This window comes from Mesorhizobium sp. M7A.F.Ca.AU.001.01.1.1, from assembly GCF_004022735.1.
GTDB classification, from domain to species: domain Bacteria; phylum Pseudomonadota; class Alphaproteobacteria; order Rhizobiales; family Rhizobiaceae; genus Mesorhizobium; species Mesorhizobium ciceri.
This window is the reverse complement of the sequence record NZ_RZPF01000526.1, coordinates 1-4,777: the sequence shown is the minus strand read 5'-3', so window position 1 is coordinate 4,777 and position 4,777 is coordinate 1. Positions and strand designations below refer to the sequence as shown.

Below are 4,777 nucleotides of genomic sequence, written 5' to 3'. Positions count from 1 at the left end.
ACATGGAATTTCCCTGGACGGAATGCCGGCGGGCCGGCGCTTTTCATTTGTTGCGGCGGTCTCGTACCACGGTGGGCCGAAATGGTCATCCCCATGGTCGTCACTTCACGCGAGGCCTTTCAATGCATGGTTTTGTGACGCCGGCTTTTCGCTTTGACAGCGCTGCAAACTGTGGTTAAGGGGACCACTCTTTTATTGACGAGGCTTGCCGTGGCAAAAACCGAACTTGGCACAAAACGTATCGACCCGGAGACGGGCCGAAAATTCTACGACCTGAACAAGGACCCGATCGTCTCGCCCTACACCGGCAAGACCTATCCGCGTTCCTATTTCGAGGAAGGCAAGATTGCCGCTCTCGAGGAGGAAGAGGAAGTGGCCGAGAAGGAAGTGGACGCCGAGGAAGAAGAAGGCGTTGAGGTCGTCTCGCTCGAAGAGGCCGACGAGGACGTCAAGGGCGACGACCTGCCGGATCTTGGCGACGATGAGGACGACGTCGATCTCGGCGACGACGAGGACGACACCTTCCTCGCCGACGAAGAGGAAGAAGATGACGACGTTGCCGACATGATCGGCGTTGGCGACGACGACGACGAGGTCTGATCGGCCTTGAAAGCGGGCGTTTGCGGGCTTTCGTGGTCTGTGAAGAAAAAGCGGCTCTCGAAGGCTTGATATCTGAGAAAGGCGGGGTTAGAAGCCGCCTGCACTAACGGCGCGGTCTCCAACCCGCGCCGGATCTCTTCGCCGGAAACGGCGCCGGTTGACTGCCGGAAGTGGGGCCATAGCTCAGTTGGGAGAGCGCTTGAATGGCATTCAAGAGGTCGTCGGTTCGATCCCGATTGGCTCCACCAAACAGTCCCTCTGCAATTCGCAGCCGATGAATGTGCCGCACTGCGGTCATCTGCGTTTGATGGTCAATTTGACAACGCCGCTGAAAGCCCCTCGATCAAACCGAACGAACGAGCCATTTCTCGAGAGCAACTGCTCGCCGGACAAAGTCTTCATTATTCCTGGAGTGCTTGAAGTCTGAAAGCCAGCCCGGATCACCACTCGGCGAAGGAACCGTCCTTGTGGCGCCAGATCGGGTTGCGCCAGCGGTGGCCTTCCCTGGCGCGTTCCTTGACATAATCCTCGTCGATCTCGACACCCAGGCCCGGGCCGTCGGGAATGGCGACATAACCATCCTCGTAGCGGAAGACATCCTTGTTGGCGGCATAGTCGAGCAGGTCGTTGGCGGCGTTGTAGTGGATGCCGAGGCTCTGCTCCTGGATGAAGCAGTTGTAGCTGACCGCGTCGAGCTGCAGGCACGCGGCAAGCGCGATCGGCCCGAGCGGGCAATGCGGCGCGACCGCGACATCATAGGCTTCCGCCATCGCCGCGATCTTGCGGCATTCTGTGATGCCGCCGGCATGCGACAGGTCGGGCTGGATGATGTCGACGACGCCTTCCTCGAACACGGACTTGAAGTCCCAGCGGCTATAGAGCCGCTCTCCGAGCGCGATCGGTGTCGAGCCAAGCGCGGCGATCTCCTTCAGCGCCTCGCGGTTTTCGCTGAGCACCGGCTCCTCGATGAACATCAGCCTATAGGGTTCGAGTTCCTTGACGAGCGCACGCGCCATCGGCCGGTGCACGCGGCCATGAAAATCGACAGCGATGCCGATGTTGGGCCCGACGGCCTCGCGCACCATGGCGACGCGTTCGACAGCGGCGTCGATCTTGTCATGGCTGTCGACGATCTGCAGTTCTTCGGTACCGTTCATCTTGAGCGCCAGGAAACCGCGCGCAACCATTTCCCTGGCGCCGGCCGCGACCTCCGCCGGGCGGTCGCCGCCGATCCAGGAATAGACCTTGATCGAGTCGCGCAGCTTGCCGCCGAGCAGTTCGTGCACGGGCACGCCGAGCGCCTTGCCCTTGATGTCCCACAGTGCCTGGTCGATGCCGGCAATGGCGCTCATCAGGATCGGGCCGCCGCGGTAGAAACCGCCGCGGTGCATCACCGTCCAGTGGTCCTCGATCAGGCGCGGATCCTTGCCGATGAGATAATCGCCAAGCTCCTTGACCGCCGCCTCGACGGTCAGCGCCCGGCCTTCGACCACCGGCTCGCCCCAGCCGGTGACGCCGGCATCGGTTTCGATCTTCAGGAACAGCCAGCGCGGCGGAACGATGTAGGTGGTGAGCGAGATGATTTTCATGCGCAGTCTCAGTTGCTCTTGAGTTTCTTGGCGCTGACGAGGTCGCGCGCCGCGAGGTCGAGGATCTTGTTTGCCGCGCCACGCGCGGCATCGGCATTGCGCATACGCAGCGCCTCGACCACCTCGCGGTGCGCCGCCACGGCCTCCATGCGCCGGTCGAGCGAAATCACCGCCGTCGCCTCCAGCGAGAATTTCAGCCCGGTGTCGATGAGATTGCCGATCTGGCGAAAGATCGGGTTATGGCTCGCGGCATAGACGATCTGGTGGAAAGCGATGTCACTGCGCGAGAAGGCGGCGAGATCCTCGCCGGCGCCGGCCATGCCGCGCCAGGTGGCTTCGAGATCGGCGATTTCCTGCAGCGTCGCGCGCGTGGCGGCGAGTTCGGCAACCAGCGGCTCGATGGCCCGGCGAGTCTCAAGAATGGCGTCGAAGAGCTTGTCGTCCAGTGCATGCGGCGCGTGCCAGGCCAGCACCTGCGGGTCGATGATGTTCCAGTCGTCCTCGTTGCAGACGATCGTGCCGACGCGTGGCCGCGACAGCACCAGCCCTTTTGCCGCCAACACTTTCAGGGCCTCACGGATGACGGTGCGGCTGACGCTGTATTCGACGCCGAGCTCGTTTTCGGTCGGCAGTGAGGAGCCGGCCGGATAGCGCCCGGAAAAGATGTCCGAGGCAATCGCCTTGGTCACGTCGGGCATAACGCGCGGGCGGCGAGTGGCTGTGTCGCCTTGCGGTTTCTTCAAAGTCCCGGTCACCTCAGCCCTCCTCCAAGGCGGCGAACCGCTGGTTTCGCACAACCGGTCCGGCCTTAACGGATGCGGATCAATTGCGCCAGCGATCGCTGGTCAGAGCATGTACATTAATTATCATACCAGATCAATTGACGAGTATGATAAAAGCGATTAGAGACTCCGGCATCCGGGCTGAGCGCCCGGTCTATCGCTGGGAGGTAATCATGCGACTTTTGAAGACCGCGCTCGTCGCGGGCGCGCTTGCCGTGCTGTCCGTCACGACCATCGCTGCATATGCTCAGGACACCAAGATCGGCTTCATCGTCAAACAGCCCGAGGAGCCGTGGTTCCAGGACGAATGGAAGTTTGCTGATCAGGCCGCCAAGGAAAAGGGCTTTACCCTGGTCAAGATCGGCGCCGAAGACGGTGAGAAGCTGATGTCGGCCATCGACAATCTCGGCGCCCAGGGCGCGCAGGGTTTCATCGTCTGCACGCCCGACGTGAAGCTCGGCCCCGGCATCGTCGCCAAGGCCGCCGCCAACAATCTCAAGCTGATGACTGTCGATGACCGCCTGGTCGGCGCCGACGGCAAGGCGCTGGAAGACGTGCCGCATATGGGCATCTCGGCAACCAAGATCGGCGAGGCGGTCGGCCAGGCGATCGTCGACGAGATGAAGGCGCGCGGCTGGAAGGCCGACGAGGTCGGCGCCATCCGCGTCTCCTATGACCAACTGCCGACCGCCGTCGACCGCGTCGAAGGCGCCATCTCGGTGCTCAAGGCAAACGGCTTCAAGGCCGAGAACATTTTTGACGCCCCTCAGGCCAAGACCGATACGGAAGCTGCCCTCAATGCGGCGACCGTCGTGCTCAACGCCCATGCCGAGATCAAGAAGTGGGTTTCTTTCGGCCTCAACGACGAAGCGGTGCTGGGTGCGGTGCGTGCCTCCGAAAGCGTCGGCATCCCCGCTGATAGCGTGATCGGCGTTGGCATTGGCGGCGCGGATTCGGCGATCAACGAGTTCAAGAAGCCGACGGCCACCGGCTTCGTCGGCACCGTGATCATCTCGCCGAAGCGTCATGGCTACGAAACGGCGCTCAACATGTATGACTGGGTTGCCAGCAACAAGGAGCCGGAGAAGCTGATCCTGACTTCCGGTGCACTCGCCAAGCGCGACGACTACCAGAAGGTCCGCCAGGGCCTCGGCATCGAATAATCCTCCCTGTACAAACAGGCGGCGGCTCATCCCGCCGCCTGTTTGCCATTCCACAAGAGGATCGCTGCCCGTGTCCTTTCTCGACTTCTCGCACATCACCAAGACCTATCCGGGCGTCAAAGCGCTGTCGGACGTCTCGTTCGGCGTCGACAAAGGCGCCGTGCATGGGCTGATGGGCGAGAACGGCGCCGGCAAATCCACCCTGATCAAGATACTGTCCGGCGACCAGCATGCCGATCAGGGCGAGATCCGCATCGACGGCAGGGTTCAGGCCTATACGTCGACCCGGGATGCCTTCGACAATGGCGTCATCGTCATTCATCAGGAACTGCAGCTGGTTCCTGAACTCACCGTTGCCGAAAATCTCAGCCTCGGTCGTTTCCCTGCCAACGCCGGCATCATCGCCGGCCGCCGGATGCTGGACGACGTCGGCGCCAAGCTGAAATCGGCCGGCATCGACATCGACATGCGCCGCAAGGTCAAGACGCTGTCCATCGGCGAACGCCAGATGGTCGAGATCGCCAAGGCGATCATGCTCGACGCACGCGTTATCGCGCTGGACGAACCGACCTCGTCGCTGTCCTCGCGCGAAAGCGAAATCCTGTTTGCCCTGATCGACCGCCTGCGCGGCGAGGGCAAGGTC

At 62.1% G+C, this 4,777-nt stretch carries 5 protein-coding genes and 1 tRNA gene; 4 read left to right on the top strand and 2 right to left on the bottom strand.

The window, feature by feature from the left end:
* Positions 1–210: 210 nt before the first annotated feature.
* Both EN884_RS26150 and EN884_RS26145 read left to right on the top strand, forming a co-directional pair.
* Positions 211–600, top strand: coding sequence for a TIGR02300 family protein (locus EN884_RS26150; protein WP_013528180.1), 390 nt, complete (start codon positions 211–213; stop codon positions 598–600).
* Between the two features lie 172 nt (positions 601–772).
* Positions 773–848 (top strand) — tRNA-Ala (locus tag EN884_RS26145).
* Between the two features lie 192 nt (positions 849–1,040).
* On the opposite strand, the gene dgoD is transcribed toward EN884_RS26145, so the two are convergent.
* Both dgoD and EN884_RS26135 read right to left on the bottom strand, forming a co-directional pair.
* Entirely contained in the window at positions 1,041–2,189 is a 1,149-nt protein-coding gene (gene dgoD, locus EN884_RS26140) for a galactonate dehydratase (protein WP_024501895.1), read from the bottom strand.
* Positions 2,190–2,197: 8 nt separating this feature from the next.
* Positions 2,198–2,887 carry a FadR/GntR family transcriptional regulator gene (locus EN884_RS26135; protein ID WP_050596413.1) on the bottom strand — a complete coding sequence of 230 codons (690 nt, stop codon included), beginning with the start codon at positions 2,885–2,887 and terminating at the stop codon, positions 2,198–2,200.
* Positions 2,888–3,144: 257 nt separating this feature from the next.
* Here EN884_RS26135 and EN884_RS26130 point away from each other — a divergent pair, with 257 nt between their 5' ends.
* Positions 3,145–4,134, top strand: a complete 990-nt coding sequence (locus EN884_RS26130) for an arabinose ABC transporter substrate-binding protein (protein WP_024501894.1) — start codon at positions 3,145–3,147, stop codon at positions 4,132–4,134.
* 70 nt (positions 4,135–4,204) lie between these two features.
* Positions 4,205–4,777: ATP-binding cassette domain-containing protein (locus EN884_RS26125; RefSeq protein WP_128360809.1), on the top strand; the 573-nt coding region annotated here is incomplete at its 3' end.